The sequence below is a fragment of the Novosphingobium sp. CF614 genome, assembly GCF_900113255.1.
Lineage (GTDB): Bacteria > Pseudomonadota > Alphaproteobacteria > Sphingomonadales > Sphingomonadaceae > Novosphingobium.
This window is the reverse complement of record NZ_FOOR01000001.1, coordinates 330,314-347,267: the sequence shown is the minus strand read 5'-3', so window position 1 is coordinate 347,267 and position 16,954 is coordinate 330,314. Positions and strand designations below refer to the sequence as shown.

Annotated in this window: 9 protein-coding genes; all 9 read right to left on the bottom strand. The window is 71.0% G+C overall.

Annotated features, from left to right (window positions below; translation table 11 throughout):
- Positions 1-44: 44 nt before the first annotated feature.
- From BM052_RS01655 to BM052_RS01625, 9 genes are read right to left on the bottom strand one after another with little or no spacing between them, the layout of a single operon-like run.
- Positions 45-1,481 (bottom strand): eCIS core domain-containing protein, encoded by a 1,437-nt coding sequence (locus tag BM052_RS01655; RefSeq protein WP_091142440.1) that lies wholly within the window; start codon positions 1,479-1,481, stop codon positions 45-47.
- Entirely contained in the window at positions 1,478-8,911 is a 7,434-nt protein-coding gene (locus BM052_RS01650; RefSeq protein WP_091142438.1) for an eCIS core domain-containing protein, read from the bottom strand. Before BM052_RS01650 ends, BM052_RS01655 begins: the two co-directional genes overlap by 4 nt.
- Positions 8,908-9,141, bottom strand: a complete 234-nt coding sequence (locus BM052_RS01645) for a hypothetical protein (RefSeq protein WP_091142436.1) — start codon at positions 9,139-9,141, stop codon at positions 8,908-8,910. The genes BM052_RS01650 and BM052_RS01645 overlap by 4 nt, the downstream gene beginning before the upstream one ends.
- Positions 9,138-11,075 carry an AAA family ATPase gene (locus BM052_RS01640; protein WP_091142433.1) on the bottom strand — a complete coding sequence of 646 codons (1,938 nt, stop codon included), beginning with the start codon at positions 11,073-11,075 and terminating at the stop codon, positions 9,138-9,140. Before BM052_RS01640 ends, BM052_RS01645 begins: the two co-directional genes overlap by 4 nt.
- Positions 11,072-12,376, bottom strand: a complete 1,305-nt coding sequence (locus BM052_RS19310) for a Pvc16 family protein (RefSeq protein WP_143084718.1) — start codon at positions 12,374-12,376, stop codon at positions 11,072-11,074. Before BM052_RS19310 ends, BM052_RS01640 begins: the two co-directional genes overlap by 4 nt.
- Positions 12,373-13,221, bottom strand: a complete 849-nt coding sequence (locus BM052_RS19305; RefSeq protein WP_143084717.1) for a hypothetical protein — start codon at positions 13,219-13,221, stop codon at positions 12,373-12,375. The genes BM052_RS19310 and BM052_RS19305 overlap by 4 nt, the downstream gene beginning before the upstream one ends.
- A complete protein-coding gene (locus BM052_RS19300; RefSeq protein WP_143084716.1) occupies positions 13,218-13,937 on the bottom strand; it encodes a hypothetical protein in 720 nt (239 codons plus the stop codon). Before BM052_RS19300 ends, BM052_RS19305 begins: the two co-directional genes overlap by 4 nt.
- A gap of 4 nt (positions 13,938-13,941) precedes the next feature.
- The gene (locus BM052_RS01630) at positions 13,942-14,466 is read right to left on the bottom strand and encodes a phage tail protein (protein WP_008831688.1); all 525 of its coding nucleotides are present in this window, start codon (positions 14,464-14,466) and stop codon (positions 13,942-13,944) included.
- A gap of 16 nt (positions 14,467-14,482) precedes the next feature.
- Positions 14,483-16,471, bottom strand: coding sequence for a phage tail sheath family protein (locus BM052_RS01625; protein ID WP_091142427.1), 1,989 nt, complete (start codon positions 16,469-16,471; stop codon positions 14,483-14,485).
- Between the last annotated feature and the right edge of the window lie 483 nt (positions 16,472-16,954).

The following is a 16,954-nucleotide window of genomic DNA, read 5'->3' as shown; positions in this document are numbered from 1 at the left end:
GCCCTTCGGGGAAGGGGTTGGGGATGAGGTGAATATCCATCGTCCTAGGGTTTCTTCTTCTTGCGGGCCCAGGGCGGATCGAGCAGGTCGATCGAGAGCCCGCGCACCGAAGTGCCGCGCGCCTCGTCTTCCTGCATCCAGCGGTCCCACTGGGTCGGATTCTGGCGGTATTGGTAGGATTCGTAGGCGCGGGAGACGGAGCCGCGGCTGAGCGTGTCGCCAAGGTCGGGGCCGAGCAGCCAGCTCCAGAACGGGAACAGGCCCAGGTACAGCCGGTCGGCGGCCTCGGCGTCGCGCGGATCGACGGAACCGCCCCGCAGCGTCGCCGAGCGGGCCAAGGCGGTCCAGTCGACACCCTCGCCGGTAAAGATCGGCGGCGGCGCGGCAAGCGGGTCGGGGCGCGTCAGGAACGGGCCGGGGAACAGCGGCGGTATCACGAACGGGTTGAACTGCGGCGCCGTTACCGGGGCGGCCGGTTCGGCCGTCACGTCCCCGTCGCGCGGTGCCGCCGGATCGAGCGACGGCGGCGTCAGCAAGCCGGGATCGAGGCGGAACCGCCAGTCGCCCAGCAGCCCCGGCCCCAGCGGCGGCAGCGAGAGCAGGTCGGGGGCCTCGCGCACGCGGATGCCCGCGCGCCGGTTCTCCTCGATCGAACCGAAGTCCCCCGTTTCGCCCTGGGCATGGACGTCGAGCAGCGAGCCGGGCGGCATCAGCGGCTCGATCGCATGGCGCACGGCGACGCCGCGATGGGCGGAGAGGTTGGCGTTGTAGGCCGCGTCGCCCTCCATCGAGGCATAGCCGTAGACATCGATCCACAGGCGGCGGGTGCGATCGCGGAACAGCGCTTCGATGGTGGCGAGGTCGCCCGGATCGAGATCGGCGCTGTCGCGTTCGAACAGGACGTGGTTGGTCTCCGGCATGACGCCCTCGCCGACATCGAAGGCTTCGCGCGGCGGCGCCGCGCCGATGCCGCGCGGGCGGGGCGGATCGTCATGGAGCGGCTCGGCCCCGGTCGCGGCACCGGTGCGGGCTTGGGCGACGTGGGACAGCTCGTGCATCAGCAGCGCCTCGCCCTCGCGCGTCTCGGGCGCGAAGCGGCCATCGCCCATGACCACGTCGTCGCCCAGCGCGAAGGCATTGGCGCCCAGTGCCTCGGCGCGCGCGGCCGCCTGGGCGCCGGTGTGCAGGCGCACGCCGGCCAGGTCGAGGCCGAGCCGTGCCTCGGCGCGCCGCCGGGTCGCCTCGGGCAGCGGCCGGCCGGAACCACGCGGCAGCAGGCCGGCGGCGTCGGGCGCGGTGCGCCGCGCGGCCGGGAGCGGCCCCAGCAGCCCGGGCGAGGCGAGGCCGCGCACGGCGGTGTCGCGGGCGCGCGCCTCCAGCACCGGGGTGTTGCGGGCGGGCGCCCGGCTCGACGCCCGGTTCGACACCTGGTTCTGGGCCGCGGTGTGGGGGCCGGAGGGGTGCGGGCCCGGCGCGGTCATGGCCGTCTCTCCACTGGTCGTCCGTTGTCGTCGAGCGGCCGGAACGTGCCGGGGCTGTCGAGCGCGGGGGCGCCGGCGCGGCGCGGCGTCGGGGTTTCGGGTATCGGGCAGATGCGGTCCGGGCTGATCGTCACCACCAGGTTGGAGACGCTCGCCTCGGTGAGGGTGCCTTCGGCGGTGCGCGGGGAAAGGCCGGAAAAACCGATCTCGGCATTGGCGATCCGGCCGACATGGACTTCGCCGGTGCGGACATCGCGCGATCCGCGCCCGCGCGTCGGGAAGCGCAGGTCGAGCGAACTGAGGTTGAAGTGATCGAGGCTCACCAGCAGCCCGCCGGGGCGGTTGGGATTGGTGATCCCCTGTTCGCGCAGGCTGGGGTAGGCGTTGAAGATGTCCGGCAGCGGTTGCAGCGCGCCGGTGACGGACAGGCCGGAAAGCGCATGCGGTGCCAGCGTGGCGGTGCCCATCGAGCCCAGGCTGACCGGCAGGTCGGCGCCGTTGTCGATCGACAGGCCGAGCGAGAGCTGGTCGATCATCAGCGGCGCGATGTAATCGGTCCCGCCCGGTGCGGACGGCGCGCCGCTGGCTTCGGCGCGCAGCAAGGTGTCGAAGTCGATCTGGCCGCCCTGGACTTGCGCCAGGTGCCCTGAATCCAGGTTCCATTCGAAGAAGTTCTTGTAGACCGGGATCGGATCGGGCGGCGGTTCCATGCTTTCGGGATCGCCCGGCGGGTAGATATGGAAGCCGGCGCCGATGTACAGCGTGGAGCCTTCCAGGTGGAAATCGACCGCGGCGTCCACCAGGTTGGGGATCTGGCCTTCAAGGTCGCGATAGTTGATCGCGCCGTTGGTGATCGGCACGTTGAAGTTGAAGGTATAGTCGAAGCCGGGAATGCCGATCGCGCCGTCGACGCCGTAGGCGCCGCGCATGGCGAAGTTGCCGTTGACGTTCTGGAACAGCGCGTGGTTGGCGGCGAGCCATGCGGCGGCGGCATTGCCGACCGCGAAGCGCGAGGCGCTGGAGCTGCCCGATCCCGAGGATATGCGATCCATCCGGAACCACGCGTCGGTGATCGTGGCCGAGGGAATCTCGATGATGCGCCGCCCGCCGTTGGTCCCGCCCAGGTCGACGGCGACGTCGGGCGCGTCGATGCGGCGGATGTCGAGGTGGATGCCGGCGGCATCGTCGTCATAGCGCATGCCGCGCGCGTTGAGGCCGCTGACGAAGACGTGCCCGCCGTCGGCCTCGTTGTAGCTCAGCCGGTCGGCGCCGATGCCGGCCGTATCGCCGCCCAGGTCGTGGCGGGTGCCGCCCGGGCCGGCGCGCAGGCGGATGCGCTGGTCGGGATCGCCCATGACATAGCCGGAGATCTGGGTTGCCGACCAGTTCAGCAGGTCGACGGACATCGGGCCGTTGCCGGCGAAGTTCGCCTCCAGCGCATCGGCGGCGAAGTTCATCCGCGCGTTGAGCGTGCCCACCAGTTGCGCTTGCAGCCGGTCGCCGCGCAGCGCCTCGGCGCGTACCCGGCCGGTGATCGCGGTGCCGCTGGCGCCGGGCTCGATCGTCAGCGGTTCGTTGGTGACGGGATCGGCGGGCCCGCCGACCAGGATCGGCCCGACGTTGAACACCTCGTCCATCGGCAGGTCCAGCCACAAGTCCAGGTTCTTGAGGTGGATGCGCATGCCGGAGGCGGCGAGGTTGCCCACGGTCAGTTCGTTGATGACGATGCGTTCGTAAGGCGTGCCGGCGGCCGCCGCCGCCGCCGCGTCGGGATGGAGGTGGACTTCCATCCGGGCGCCGATGTTGGTGGCGGTGATGTCGCTGGTGTCGGGGGCGTAAATCTCCATCGACGGGCCGGCGAGTTCGAGCTGCGACAGCGTCAGCCGGTCCATGTGCAGCGGCGCGCCGCCGTTCGCGCCGATCGACACGACGTTGCCGGCATAGCGGATCAGCCCGCTGTCCAGCCCGCTGAAGCCGAAGCCGGTCTCCACGCTGGTGTCGCGCGCGCCGGTGCCGGGCAGCGCGCCGCTGCCGTAGCGGACCACCCCGGCGCCCGAAAGGCCGGTGGCGCGCGCCTCGATGACGTTGCCGGGATCGAACCAGAAGTCGATCTGGCCGGCCTGCAGCATGCCCGAGGCGCGCAGCTGCGTCGTGTACTGGGCCAGGAAGTTGGCGGACGTGGTGGCGATCGATCCATGCGCGCGGGCATTGCCGGGTGTCGGGCCGATGCGGGTGGCGCCGCCGTCCATGCCGATCAGCAGGTTGGAGATGTCGATGCCGGTCAGCGTCGCCGCGTCGCCCGGCGCATAGCCGCCGCCGGGGCGCGGCTCGGGCAGCTCCAGGTGCAGCGATCCGGCGTCGACGACGATGTGGGCGGCGGTGATGCGATCGACGTGGAGGCTGTCGATGGCGAATTCGCTGCGGGTGTCGTCAAGGGTCGAATAGCGCCCCGAAAAGCGCACGCCGGTCGCGGTGGTGGGCCCGTCGGCACGGATCGTGGTGCCGCCTGCGGTGCGCCAGTTGATGCGGCTGAACTCGATCGATTCGAGCCTCAGACTGTTCAGCCGGATGTCGTTGCCCTGCATCACGATCTGGCCGGACAGGTCGCCCCGGGTGATGTGCAGGCCGCCGCCGCTGCCGCCGGCGCCGTGATAGGTTACGTCGGTATCGGTGGCGACCAGCGCGTCCAGGTCGATGGTCTGGGTGCCGTCGGTCGCCATGCCGACGCGCACGCCCGGGGTGCTGGTGACGGCGCGGTCGAGCTGCCCGTGGGCCTCCAGCATGTCGCGCATGGCGAAGCGGAACCGCGTCTGGTCGAACCCGTCGATGCTGACGCCGCCGCTGATCTGCGTTTCGGCGCTGCGCATGTCGATGTCGAAGTTGCTGAGCGCGATGCCCAGGAGCGCGCCCGATTCGATCTCCACCACGAACTTGCGGGTGCCGCCTTCCAGCCGCTCGTAGCCCAGCCCGGCGCCTTCGACGCGGCCGATGCGGAACGTCTCGATATGGATGTTGCGATAGTCCAGCCCGCCGAAGCCGGCCGCGCCGTCTTCCCGGCGGCGGATCAGGATGTCGGCGGTGATGTCCAGCGCGCTGCTCGGGTTGGTGGACCACAAGTGGTGGGTGCCGTTGTTGTATTCCAGCGCCTGGATGTCGAGCTGGCGCACCGCCAGGCCCTCGATATGCAGCCCGTCGGTATCCATGCGCAGATACGCGTGGATGCCCGATAGCGTCAGCGACTGGCCCTCGCGGTCGGCGATGCCGGGGCCGTGGATGCCGCGGATGGTCAGCTCGGTGGCGGCGATGCGGGCATGGAACTGCTCGCCCACCTGGCTGCCGGTGACGTCGCCCACGCTGTCGGCGGTCAGCACCAGCGCGCCGCTGGGATGCAGCGCGTCGATCGAATCGATGGTGTAGCCCCCGGCGCGGATGCCGCGTGCCTCGATCCGCCCGGCGATCGCCCCGGCGCTGACCATGCCCTCGTTCTCGCCGATCGAGACGATCGGATGCGTGACGGTGACCTCGCGCACGCGGATGTCCAGGATCTCGCCAAGCTGGCGGGAAACTTCCAGCAGCTCGCGCTGGTCCTGCGGCGAGCGGGCGGCGGCGCCGTGGATGGAAGTGTCGAGCGAGAGCGCCCGCAGGCTCTCGTAACGCCGCACCAGCGGCAGCAGGGTCTGGAGGTGGTTGCGTTCGGCGAGCGGCGGCGGCGGCGCGGCGCGCAGCCGATCCTCGATCTCGGCCAGCGTCGGGATCGTCGCCGGCAGCGACAGGTCGCGCAGGGAGAAGTCGTCGGCGGTGAAGCTCATCCCCTGGTCGGCCATGCCGGCGCCGAAGCGCGAGCGGGCCGGGGTGCCGGCGGTGACGAAGCGGCGGATCGCCTCGGCGCTGGTGAGCTGCTGGAAGGCGAGCGCCGCGCTCTCGCCGCCGCCGTGGATATTGGTGAGCGAGGCATGGCCGAGCCGGACTGGCCCGTCCAGCTCGTCGATCGAGAACGAGGCGATGTACACCGCCAGCCCGCCCGCCGCGCCGACGCCGGTTTCGCTTTGCAGCTGGTCGAGCCGCCGCTGCTCCGTCTCGGTCAGTCTCTGTCCGGTTTGGACCTTGCCCATCAGCAGCAGCAGCTCGGTCTCCAGCGGCTCCAGCTCGCGCAGCCGCGTGCGCAGCTGCTGCTGTTCGGCAAGCAGGTCTGCCACGCTGTCCGGCGCATCGCGGCGGGCGCGCTCGATGCGGCTGTCGAGCACGAAGATCTGCGCGCGAAGGTGCGCCGCGCGATTGCCGGCGGCGGCCACGGTGATGCCCTGCACCGAAAGGCTGGCCAGGCGGATGTCGCCCATCCTGAGGCCTTGCGCGTCGATCCGCCCCACCTTGATCGTCGCATTGCCGAGCGAGGAACGGTGCCGCACGCTGTCGGTCAGCTGGTCGCGGTTGAGCACCAGGTCCCAGAGCAGCCCGAAGACATGCCCCAGCACCGGGGAATCGGGCAGCGGCGCGGTCTGGAACGTGGCGCTGGCGTCCACCCCGTCGATGCCCAGGTGGCGCAGGCCGGTCACGTCCGCCTGGCCGGCGCCGGTATAGACGATCTCGTCGATGGAGGCGCTGTTCATGTGGAAGCGCCCGCCGCGCGGGCTGCGCATGTCCTCGGGCATGAAAGTCAGCTCGAAGTCGAGATCGCTGACCGAGATCGGGCCGGTGCGCAGGGTGGAGCCGGTCGAGACCGAGGCGAAGCGGGCAAGGTTGATACGGCTTGCGCGCACCCGCATGAACCCGGCCGGCTCGTTCAGCTCGATGTCGATGACATTGGGCTGGCCAAGCGCCGTCTCACGATTGTCCATGCCGATCGAGGTACGCTCGCCCGGAGTGCGCGCCAGCACCATGCCGGCCGAGAGCGGGGCGCCGGCGTTGCGTTCGAGCTGTTCGAGATCCACCGTCATGCGCACGCCGGTGGTCTCGGCATAGGTGGTCGGCTCGCCGGTGAAAGGATCGACGCCCTGGACGGGGCGCGTATACATTTCCAGCTCGTAGGCCCCGGTGCCGAACAGCATGCCGAGATAGCTCATGCTGGCGCGGGCGGCACTGACGGTATGCGGGCGCGGGAACGTGCGGCCGACGCGCGGATCGTAGAGCGCGAAGCGATCGACCAGCGTGCCCAGCGCTTCGACCGTCCAGGCGCGCTGGCGGCGGGATTGCTCGAACACCCAGTCGAAATCGCCCGCCGCGATGTCCATCTGGATCATCAGCGCAAGGTCCTGCGGGTTCTCGCCCGACCAGGCGGCGGGATCGGCGAGCTGGCGGCGCAGCGGAGTCTCGCCGCGCTCGTCCGGCCGGGTGAAGGCGAAGCTCAGCCCGGCTTCCTGCATCATCGACTGCGAGAGCGAGCCCGCCAGCCGCCCGGCGTAGGAGCCGCCGTCCTCCAGCTCGAAGGCGTGGCGCTGGTCGGGGGGCAGCACGCGCAGGACGTGGAAGGCGAACAGCGCTTCCTCGAAGCTCACCGAATCGATGGTGAAGATCCACAGGAAGCTGCTGACGTGCAGCAGGCGGCGCAAGTCCGCGCGGCTGAACACCGGATCGCGCGCGCCCAGCACCAGCGCGATGTCGTTCCAATAGCGCCGGTCCTGCTTGACCCCGTCGGACAGCCCTTCGAACAACCGTCCGATCAGCCCCAGCACGTCCAGCCGGTGGACCACCGCCTGGAGCACCGTGATCGATGGCGCCGGACGCGCGGTGCTGCCCGGAGCGCTGCCGCCCGCCGTGCCCGTCCGCGCCGTCTCGGTGGTGGAAGCCGGCGCGGGCGCGCCCAGCGCGACGAGACGGACGAACAGCTCGTAAGCCTGCTCGTGGCTGCCGTCGAAGGCGCGGAAGGCTCGGATCAGGTCTTCCTGCTCGCGCAGCAGGGCGGCGGCGCTGCCGGTGAGGTCGGTCAGCGAACCATCCTCTCCGCGCACCAGGATCAGCCCGGCCATGCCCGCCTCGCCGCGCAAGTCGTCGGGCAGTTCCTCGATCAGGCGCAAGTAGAGCCGGCCGTCGTCGAGCGTCTGGAAGCGCACCTGCTCGGCGGGCGGCATGTTGCGCAGGATGTCCCAGCCGAGCCGCGCTTCCCAGTCGCGCACCGCCCAGTCCCAGAACCCGGTGCTGAACAATTGGCGCAGGCGGGCGATATTGCGGTCCGGCCGGCGCGCGCGCACCAGCGCGGCGAAGCCGCGTGCCACGGCGGCATCGCCCGCGCGGTCCTCGGGTTCGAGCGCGCCGATCCAGCGTGCGACCAGCCCATCATTGTCGAGCCGGGCGATGACGTTCTGCAGGCTCGCCTCGGGCAGGGCGGGCAGCGGATCGTCGCGGCCCGGCGCGGGCGCGCCGCTGAAGCGCGGGTCCGGCACTGCCAGCGCCGGATTCTCGGCGAGCATTTCCAGCGCGCGCTGGGCATGGGCGCGATCGATCCGCGCCAGCGCGGCGGACAGCGCCTGGTGCAGGTCGTCTTCCAGCCGGCTGAGGTCGATGCCCACCCCGCGCCGCCGCGCCTCGATCCGGGCGGCGCGCGCCTGGGCCTCGTCGCGGTCGTATTCGGGCAAGGGGGACGTGCGCAGGGTGCGGAAAGCGGGGCCGTTGTCGCTGGCATCCAGCCGGGCCAGGTCTTCCTCGGGCATGGCGCGCAGGGTGGTGACGGCGGCATGCTGCTCGGCCGGCGTGAACGAGACGAGATCGATCCGCATGTGCTCGAAGATGCGCAGCCCGTTGCGGTTGGCGGCCAGCATCGCGGCGGTGAAATTGCTGGCGGCGGCCAGGACTTCGCGCCGGTTGCCGAGCGCATGGTCCTCGCCAAGCCCGTTGGCGAGTGCGGCGAGGCGCGGCGCCGCGAGGCATCCCGCCAGCGCGGCGGCGGTCTCGAACTGGAGCGGGGCGAGGATTTCCAGCACGCGCGTCACATTGCCGCTGGAAGGTTCCTCGTCCTCCAGTAGCCGGTCCATGTCGTCGCATTCATCGCGGTAGCTTTCGCGTACCAGATCGTCGAGCGAGCGTTGTCGGGGCGGGTCCTCGCCGTCGAAGTGGAGCGCATCGCCCACCGCCGCGCGGGGCAGCGGGACCATGCCGCCCGCCACCAGCGCCTCGGCCAGCCGCTCCGCCTCGCGTTCGGCCGCGCGCCGTGAGTGCGGTCGATCGGAAGGAAGGCGCGCCTGGGCAACATGGACCAGCTCGTGCGCCAGCGTCAGCCGGCTGGCGCTCGCCCGCGGATCGAAGTCGCGCAACCACACGACATTGCCGCGCGCCGCCCCGCGCGCGCCGGCATCGGCAAGCAGGCGGTCGCCCTCGCGATCGAGCCTGAGGTCGACATGCTCGGGCGCCAGGCCGAGCGCGGGCGCAAGCCCGGAAACGGCGGTGCGGGCCGCTTCGTGCCGTGCCTCCGGCACGATGTCGGGCGCGCGCTCGCTCACACGCTGGCTCCCCGGGCGATCCTGGCATGGACCCGGGCCGCCGCTGCCCGGCCGAGATCGGCGGGGCCCGGCCGGGCGCTGAGACGCGGCGCGGGCGCGGGACGGCCGATGCCGCGCTGCGTCACCAGCCGTTCGAGTTCGGCCGAAAAGGCCGCGCCGGCCGCCTGCGCCGCGTCGCGGTCCAGCCCGTGGAACACCAGTTCGCCCACTTCGATGCGCACCCGGCTCACAGCCAGCCTCCCAGCTCGGCGGCGGTCACCGGGCGTTCCAGCTTGCGGCATTCGAGCACGGCGGCCTCATGCACGTGGCGCATGGTGACGGGCTGCGCCTGGGCGGCGGCCAGGAAGGCGGCATTGATGGCGATGCCGCGGATATTGCCGGGCGCGACGTTGAGCCGCGACAGCTGCTCCAGGTCGAGCCCCTGCGTTTCGGTCTGCGCGGGGAAGGCGCGTTCCCAGACCGCGCGGCGCAGCGGGGCATCGGGGAACGGGAAACCCAGCACGAAGCGCAGCCGCCGGAAGAACGCCCCGTCGAGCGATTCGCGCTGGTTGGTGGTGAGGATGGCAAGGCCGGTGTAGCTCTCCATCCGCTGAAGCAGATAGCTCACCTCGATATTGGCGTAGCGGTCATGCGCGCTGGAGACTTCGCTGCGCTTGCCGAACAGCGCGTCGGCCTCGTCGAACAGCAGCACCGCGCCGCTGCCCTCGGCGGCGGCGAACACGCGCGAGAGGTTCTTCTCGGTCTCGCCGATGTATTTGCTGACCACCCCGGCCAGGTCGACGCGGACGAGATCGGTGCGGAGATCTCCGGCGATCACTTCGGCGGCCATGGTCTTGCCGGTGCCGCTCGGTCCCGCGAACAGCGCGGCGATGCCCAGCCCGCGCGAACCGCGCGCGGCGAAGCCCCAGTCGTCATGCACTTGCGCGCGGTGGCGGACTTGCGCGGCGATGCCCTTGAGCACCGCCTTGAGATCCGGGGGGAGGACCAGGTCGTCCCAGCTCGCCGCCGGATGGATCACATCGGCGATCGCGGCGATGCGCGACTGCGCATGCGCGCGGGCCTCGCGGTTGAGGAGGTCCTTGGCGATGTCCGGCTCCATTCCCCGCGCCAGCGCGCTCAGGCGGCCGATCGCGGTGGCGCCGAGTTCGAACTGCCGGGCCAGCGCCTCGGTCGCGCCGTTGAGCCTGGCGGTGGCTTCGCGGCCCAGGCCCTGGGCCCACAGCGCGTGGCGCTCCTGCACGTCGGGCCGGGCCAGCGTTTCGCCGACCAGCGCGCGGCGGCAGGGCAGGGCGCCCTGGCCGGTGACCACCACGAGGTCGTCGAGCCGGTCGGCCATGTCGGCGGTCATGGCGAGCTGGTCGGGAGAGGGATCGTCGGGCAGCTCGATCAGCAGGGCGAGCCCGCCCAGCAGCTGTTCGCGCCGCCACAGCGCGGCAAAGCCATGGCGCTCGGCGGACGTTGGCGGCAGGTTGGCGGGGCTCAGCGCATGGAGTCGGCGTCCCAGCCGCTCGGCGATGGCGGCGGCGATCATCCGCGCGTCGGCGCCTTCGCCCTCGCCATGGCGGATCTGGAGCACCGGAGCCTGCTCGCCCGCGCGCACCGCCCACCAGCGCTCGACCAGCCGGGTCACCGCCTGGCGGCCGGTATCGGGCAAGGTCCCGGAGGCGCCGACGGGCTGCACCAGCGGCGCGAGCCGCTCGTCCATCGCGTCCTCGCCCAGGAGCGCGAGCAGCATGCGCTCGTCTATGAGCAGCTCGGACAAGGTTGGGCGGTCGGGATCGGCCAGGCGCAGGCAGCGCAGCGCGCGCAGGGGCGCGTCGGGGCGCAGCGCCGACCACTGCGCGCCGGGCAGCGCGGCCATGGCGACGGCGGCGGTCACGCGGCCTTGCGGGTCTCCGGAGAAACGGGCGCACAGGGGCGCCACGCGGGGGTTGAGATGGGGGCCGGCGGCAAGCAGCAGACAGTCCCGCTCGAAAGCGCCCAGGCCCAGTCGCTCGGCCAGCCGGCGCGCGGGGCCGCCGGCGCCCAGCCCCGCCAGCGCCGCCTCCAGCAGGGCATCGGCCTGAGCGATGTCGTCCTCGGATCCGCTCAGCGCCGCCGCGAGCGCGAGCCGGGCCTCGATCACCGCCATCTCGCGGGCGAGCGGCTGGGTATCGGCGGTCATATCGTCACCAGCGGCGCGGCATAGCGGCCGTCGCCGCCCACCGTCAGCAGGCTGTCGGCGCCATCGACGCGCAGCCGCACGAGGTAGTCGCCGCGCGCCACGGCGGCATAGGGCACCGCGACTTGCAAGGCCTCGTCGACACCGGCGGCGAATCCATTGGCCGCGGGCGCCGCGATCACATAGCCGCGCGGCGGGCGCGAGGCCGGGGCGCCGCGTTCGTTGAGCAGGACTTCGACGCGCTGGTCGCGGCCGATCGCACGGGCGGCATCGATGGTCAGCGTGCCGTCGGCATAGTCGACGCCGTCCACCGTGCGCGTGGCGCTGTTGGCGATCACCACGCCGGTCACCGCCGGACGCAGGATCAGGGCGGCGGCGTTGGAGAACACGCCTTCGTGCGCGGTCGCCGGTTCGCCCATCTGGCGCGGGTGGATGACCGTGACGCTCTGCACACCGGCGCGCGGGCGCGGCGCGGCGGCAAGGTCCACGCGCAGTTCGTCGGGCCGGGAATCCGGCGCCGGCGCGCGGTCGGTATCGCCGATGCGCACCACCGTATTCGCGCTTGCCAGCAGCCGCGCGCCCGTCACCGCCAGCATGTCCTCGGTGGTCACTGGCGCTTGCGGATCGTCCGGGGCGCCCGTGCGCGCGATCTCGGGCAGCGCCAAAGTCTCGCCGAAGACGGCGCGGGCAGCGGCGGGCAGCGCGGGCCGGGCCTTGGCGCGCGGATCGATCAGCACCACGGTCGCCTCGTAGGCGACGGTGGTGCGGTAGTGCGCCTGGAACGCCGACCAGATGCGCGACATGTCTTCCAGCGCGATGGCCGTGGGCGTGAGCTTGATAAGCTCGATCTGGTCGGCCAGCCCCGAAGCCTCGATCGCCGAGTTGAGCGCGCTGGCGCTGGGCGGCACCAGTGCGCGGCGCACCGCCTCGCGGGTGAGCACGGCGTTCTCGTGGAGAATGCGCAGCGTGTGCCCCAGCAGCACTTCGGCGACATACATGTCGGCGGCGAACGTGGTGACGAGGTAGTGCAGCGTCAGCGCCAGCGGCGGTGCCGAGATCACGTCGCCCCGGCTGTCGCGGGTGGGCAGGCCCACGTTGCGCCAGGCCGCGTTGGGGGTGACCTGGTGGAGATAGATATTGACCCGGGTCGGTTCGGCCTGGTTCGGCTTGACCACCTGGTCGGGCGGGCCGGCGCTGACCCCGATGGTGCCGACCGCGTCGCCTACCTTGTCGAGCGCGAGGCCCTCGACGATCTGCTGGCGCAGCACCATGGTGACGGCGGCAAGGGCATAAGGCGTGCTCATCGGCGATCCCCGGCGGCGAGGAATTCGGCGAGCGAGGGGCCCGGCGCGGCGGGTGCGGCGGGCGCGGGCCGGCGACGCTCGGGGGAGGGCGCGGGCGGAGCGGCGTGGATGTCGATCCGCTCGATCCGCACCACGACCGGCGGTTCGCCGCGCGCCGTCGGCGCGGGGCGGCGAGGCGTGGCGGCAGTGGCGGGCGGGGGCAGGGATGCCGGCGTGGACCGGGCTGTCGCCATGGGTGCGGAGGGCGGCGGCACCGCGGGGGGCCGTTGCGGCGATACGTCCTGTTCGCCCCTGGCGGTGGCGGCCTCGCGGATCACGGTGCGGGTTTCCAGGTCCCTGGAGCGGACCGGTTCCCGGTGCTCCGGCATGGCGGCTGGCCTCGCGGAAGCTTCGCGCGAAGGGGCGGGTACTGGCGGCGCGGCGGGTATCGCGGCGGGGGCGGATGGTTCGGCCGGCGCGGGGCCTTGCGGGGTCTGTGCTGCCGGCCGGCTTTCCATCGCCGCTTGTGGTGGGCTTGGATGGACCTGTCGGGGCGGGGTCGATGCCGGCGCGGTCACGAAGATCCGGGTGATGGCGGGCACCGGTTCCGGCGCCGGCGCCCCATCGCGGCGCGCCGGGGTCGGTCGCGGGAGGGCGGCAGCCGGCATCGGCGGGGCGGGCTCCGTGATCGTTTCCGGCGGCGGCGGCGCTGGCGAACGCGATGCCGGCGCGGCGCGGCGTTCGTTCTCCAGTTCCTCGAAGCCGGCTTCCGGCCCGGATCGCTCGAACAGCGATCGCGGGCGCGGGGTCAGCACCGTGGCGCGGCCCAGCGCGCGGGAGGCGATGCCGGCGAAATAACCGTTCATTGCGCCAGCTCCAGGTAGGCGCCGCGCCGCATCGGGCTGAGCGCCAGGATATCGGCCTCGCGCCAGCCGTAGAAGCGCGCCAGGGTGGCGACTTCACCGAGCAGGCGGTGCGCCTCGGCGGCGACCGAGCGGGCGAGGTGGTGGGCCGGATCGAGCAGGGCGGCGATCGGCCCCCCGCACCCGGGGCAGGCGATCTCGACCGCGATGGCGGCAAGCGGGTCGGCGGCTTCCAGGGCATTGCCCAGCGCCGCGATCACCTCGGCGGGCAACGTGGCGGGGTCGGCTTCGCGGCCATGGTGGCGGCAGGAGGTGACCAGCCGGCTGGTCAGGGCGCGGGCCGCTTCGTCCACGTCACCGAGCCCGGCGATCGTGGCCATGTCGCGGCTGTCGGCCGGGCGTGCCTCGATCTCCCAGCCCGCCATCGAAACGCGGGGGAGGGTGGCGCCCCGATCCGGCGCCCGGGCCGATGCCAGCAGGTCCCCCGCGTCGAGCACGACTTCCGCCGTCTCGCCGCAGGCGGGGCAAGGCACGGTGGTTTCGATCGCCGGGCCGAACAGGCCGCGCTGGACCTCGATCAGCGCGGCGTCGCGCGCGCCCAGGGGCAGCGCGGCGAGTGGGGTGTCGCCGCTCTCCACGCGCGCCGCCGAAAGCAGGGTGAGCGGGTTCGTGCCCGCCTCCCAAAGGGCGAGCAGGTTCTCGACCGGATTGTCCAACATGGCACTACTGCGGTTCGACGAAGCTCGGCTCGGACGGTTCCGTCACCGCATAGTCGCGCTCCCAGCCTTCGTTTTCGATCTTGATGTGCTGGATCGCCACCGCGTTGGCATTGGCGTCAAGATCGGGCATCGACTGGAACTCGCTGATCCAGCAGCGGAACAGGCGGTAGACGATCGCGGGCTGTCCGGCCTCGTTGTAAAGCTCGATGGTGATGTCCTTGCGGAAATCGGCCAGCGAGACTTCGGCGCCGAGCGCGGAGCCGAAGTTCCACACCTTGTTAGCCCAGCGTTCGAACTCGACGTCGTGGGTGACGCCGCGTTCGAGGGTGACCGCCTCGAACTCGCTGCGGCCGGGCGACTTGCGGCTGGACGACGGATCGCCGCCCTCGCGGTGCTTGACCACTTCGGTGGTGCGCTTGAGCGCGCTCACCTTGCTGACGCCGGCGACATACCGGCCATCCCATTTCACCCGGAACTTGAAGTTCTTGTAAGGGTCGAAACGCTGGGCGTTGACATTGAACTGAGCCATTGGAGCACCCCCTCTCTTACGATGTCGCCTGGCCGGCGAGCTGCTGGATGCGGATCATCACGAATTCCGCCGGCTTGAGCGGCGCGAAGCCGACGAGGATGTTGACGATGCCGCGATCGATGTCGGCCTGCGTCGTCGTCTCCTTGTCGCACTTGACCAGGTAGGCGTCGCGCGGGGTCTGCCCCTGGAACGCGCCCTGGCGGAACAGCCCGTGCATGAACGTGGTGAGGTTGAGCCGGACTTGCGCCCAGAGCGGTTCGTCATTGGGTTCGAACACCACCCACTGGGTGCCCCGGAACAGGCTTTCCTCGATCATCAGCGCCAGGCGGCGGACCGGCACGTACTTCCACTGGTTCGCCTCGACATCGGCGCCCACGCGGGTGCGGGTGCCCCATGAAAGCGTACCATAGACCGGCAGCGCGCGGATGCAGTTGAGCCCGAGCGGATTGAGCAGTCCATTCTCGCTGTCGGAAAGCTTGTAGACCAGCCCGCGCACGCCGCGCAGCTGGGCGTCGGTGCCGGCGGGCGCCTTCCACACGCCGCGCTCGGCGTCGGTGCGGGCATAGAGCCCGGCGATCGCGCCGGAAGGCCCGAACGTGCGCAGCTGGAAGTCATTGAGCGGATCGGCCATGCGCACGCGCGGGAAATAGGCGGCGGCATTGGGACCCTTGACGGTCAGCCCGGAGGATATCCACTCGAAGGCGCGGTCCACCGTGTTCACGGTCGGCGGCGGATCGATCAGCAGGAAAGCGCGGCGCTTCGCGCAATAATCGAGCGCGGCCTGGTAGATCGCATTCGGATCGAGCCCGCTGGCGAGCGCGTTGGGATCGCTCGGGCTGGCGCGCGTGGCGTCGGGCAGGATCAGGATGTTGAAGATATCGGCCTTTTCCAGCGCATGGATGCCGGTGAAGGCGGCGGCATTGCCGATCAGGTCAGCGCTCTGGGGAAGCTGGACGCCGTCCGCGCCGGCGACCGGAGTACGCTGCGCCGCTTCCGCCGTGCCGGTGCCGAGCCGGTAGCGGCCGACGTTGAAGTTGGCCGAGGGCAGCTTGAGCATGGCCAGCGCGCCTGCCGGTGCGCCATCGGCCAGCGAAAGCATGGTGTCGGTCGCGGCCGGCAGCAGCGCCGGATCGAACGTCGGCACGATGCGCAGGCCCTTGCCCGATCCGGTGACGCCGACCCTGACCGCCGCCCCCGGCAGCGCCGCGCCGAGCGCTTCGTTGAAGCGGCGTTCGAGCAGGCGGGCCAGCGCGACTACCGAAGTCGGCAGCGTCTCGTTCTGCTTGATGAGCGTCACGCTGAGGTTGGCGATCGCCCCTGCCGGGCGATTGGCGGTGACCAGGACCTTGTAGTCCTTGTCGTTGGCAAGGCCGGTGATGCCGGCGCCGGTCACCGTGAAGTCGGTGCCGACCACGCCGCTTTCCGCCGGCCGGGCGCCGGGATTGGCCGCGGGAATCTTCGCCGTCGCCAGCTTCGAGCCGTTGGCCGGATCGTTGAGAATGGCCTCGATGAAGCGGGTGGACGCGGTCGAGACGCTGAGATCGGCCCAGCGCTCGGTCTCGCCCGTGCCCAGGTCGGTCAGCGTCAGGTTGAAGTTGTTCGCGGCGGCGCCGTCATAGTCGACGTCGGCGATGATCTTGTTGCCCCAGGCGCCCTTGCTGGTCGCGGTGAGGGTAAAGCTCACCTTGGCGGGATTGGAGATGCCTTCCTTGAGGTCGATCTTCGCGGCCACGCCGTCGCTCTTGGGCACGCGCACGACGATCGCCTGGCCGCCGCCGTTCTGGAAGAACTGCTGGACCGCGTAGCTGAGTTCGCTGTTGGCGGCGAGCCCGCCGAATCCGCGTTCGTAGTCCGCGTAACTGAAGATCGTCGTCGCCCGGTTGTCCAGCCCGCGCGCGGTATAGCCGACGAAGGCGGCAATGGCGGTGGGGACCCCGGCAAGCGGGCGCACGCCGCTGCTCAGTTCTTCGACGTAGACGCCGGGATAAGTCGGTACGATAGGCATCAAAACTCTCCTTCTCCCCTCTTCATTGTTGAAGAGTGGCTCAATTTTGCACCGAATCGATGGTTATTGTGACAGTTATGTAAGAGTACTGAGCGACCACAACTACACACAGCAATAGCTACCATCGCCATCACGGCATGGCAACATGACGATCACTGTTAGGATATTGTTGAGGTAACTCGACGAGGCGAGTTTCTGTTGCGGTGGGTGGTTGGCGGTTACCAAATCGAAAACCAGTCTGAAAGTTGATTTCTCGTGGATTCGCGCGCCTTGCGGCGTATTTCTTCGCGTTTGCCGCAAAGTCATGGTGCGGTGCACCCGGGGCGGGGCTGCCGTGGCCGGGCGGGGATGCGGAGCGGGCGCCGAACCGCGTCGGCAGGTTCCCGAGTCGCCGGTCCGAGCCCCCCTTCGCCGCAAGTCGCGGGCTTGAAACAGCTTCAGCATCGCGGCGAAGTTGATAGGAAGCGGTTTCGCGATTCCGCG

Bases quoted from the DNA above. Each gene is read 5' to 3' on its own strand.
- BM052_RS01655 (WP_091142440.1), bottom strand. From the start codon at position 1,481: ATGACCGCGCCGGGCCCGCACCCCTCCGGCCCCCACACCGCGGCCCAG.
- BM052_RS01640 (WP_091142433.1), bottom strand. From the start codon at position 11,075: ATGACCGCCGATACCCAGCCGCTCGCCCGCGAGATGGCGGTGATCGAG.
- BM052_RS19310 (WP_143084718.1), bottom strand. From the start codon at position 12,376: ATGAGCACGCCTTATGCCCTTGCCGCCGTCACCATGGTGCTGCGCCAG.
- BM052_RS19305 (WP_143084717.1), bottom strand. From the start codon at position 13,221: ATGAACGGTTATTTCGCCGGCATCGCCTCCCGCGCGCTGGGCCGCGCC.
- BM052_RS19300 (WP_143084716.1), bottom strand. From the start codon at position 13,937: ATGTTGGACAATCCGGTCGAGAACCTGCTCGCCCTTTGGGAGGCGGGC.
- BM052_RS01630 (WP_008831688.1), bottom strand. From the start codon at position 14,466: ATGGCTCAGTTCAATGTCAACGCCCAGCGTTTCGACCCTTACAAGAAC.
- BM052_RS01625 (WP_091142427.1), bottom strand. From the start codon at position 16,471: ATGCCTATCGTACCGACTTATCCCGGCGTCTACGTCGAAGAACTGAGC.